Here is a 1528-nt window from a genome sequence, read left to right as displayed (position 1 = left end):
TTTTAATTGTCTTAATGTATCTTTTTGAGACTGCTGGTCAGTTGTATCAACATTAGTAGATAATTTTGTAATATTATTTTTGATTAGATTCAAATCTTCTTTATAGCGTTTTAGTAGGTCAAGTTCTACATCCACTTGATTTGCAAATGTATGTAAATCATTTTGCATAATAAGAAGCATAGATTTTTGCAGGTCTGCTACTGTTAGGTTCTTTGTTAAATCATAAAATTTTTGATTTTGTTTCTCTAAATCATCTAAATGTGTTCGTTGCTCTGCTGTTAGTTTATTTATTTCAGAGAAGGTACCATATGTTTTTTTAATTTTCTCAGGGTCAATAACTTTCGTAAGGTCATACTCTTTTGTCTTTGTAACTGCAGCTGCAGCTATTTCAGCTTGTTTGGTTTTCTCAATTGCTTCACGAGCTTCTTTTTTGGCAGCTTCGATCTCTAAAGCAGATTTACCTTTTTCTTTCAATTCTTGCTCTACCTTTTTCTCTGCTTCTAAAATAGAGTTGTTAATTTCTTTTCCTTTGTTATACGCCGCCACCGCTGTTTGAGCAGCCGGATCAATGACATCTTTTGAAAGACTATAGATTTCTTGGAATATCTTAAATCCTTGTTCATTTAAAGCGCCTGGTAACAATGCGATTTGTTGTAAATCATTTTGAATTGATTTTTGGGTATTTTGTAATTCACTTTTTAGTTGGTCTATTTTCCCTGTTCCATCTGAACTTAGTACACCCTGTGCTTTTATCACATCAGTATCGAGATCTTTAAGTTTTGTATCAAGCTGTAATTTAAGATCTGTTAATTCATTAATCTGACGTTGTACGTTTTCTTGGTTTGTCATAGCTTTATCTTGAAGAACTTCAAGTCTATCCAAGAACCCTTCTTTATCTTCCTTATTGTCTACAAATTGTTTTAATGTTGGGTAATAGCTATTAAATTGAGTTACAAATCCTTTACTTTTTGAATTTAATAGAATTAATTTTGGATAAAGTTCTGATGACCATTCGTTCATATCTTGTTTGATTAGGGATTGGTTCGTATTTAAAGATGGAACTTCCACTAGTTGTACATTAGGACTCATTAAAGCTTTATCTATATATGTTTGGATTAATTTAGATTGTGCACCTAATTTTCGTAATGATGGGGAAATATCCGTGTTTTCCTGTTGCGTCTCTGCCTGAACGATTGGCGTTGCGAGAGTATTGATAGGAATAGCTGCCCCAGTAACAATTGATGTTATTAGAAATCCTTTAATTATTTTATTTTTCATTCAGTACACCTCTTCACTATTGTCTTTTTACAATTTTATTCATATATCTGGAACGATCTACTGTTCTGTTTTCTCCTTGCACAATTGAAGAAGGAGAATTCTTTCGGATAGAGTGTTAAATCAAGAAACTCTCGTTATTATCTACTTTCATAGAATGTAAGGACCTTACGCCCTCATTGTAAACATTATGTTTTTGATAAGTAAACAATAAAATCCCCTCGATTTTATTCGAAGATTCAGATTTTTAATG

Annotated in this window: 1 protein-coding gene; it reads right to left on the bottom strand. The window is 31.9% G+C overall.

What is annotated here, in order from left to right:
• Positions 1–1278: hemolysin BL lytic component L2 (gene hblC, locus V7183_RS24740; protein WP_335361186.1), on the bottom strand; the 1278-nt coding region annotated here is incomplete at its 3' end.
• Positions 1279–1528 lie beyond the last annotated feature (250 nt).

The sequence above is a fragment of the Bacillus sp. JJ1127 genome, from assembly GCF_036965845.1.
GTDB lineage: Bacteria > Bacillota > Bacilli > Bacillales > Bacillaceae_G > Bacillus_A.
The sequence above is the reverse complement of the archived record's forward strand: the minus strand, read 5'-3'. Positions and strand labels throughout refer to the sequence as shown.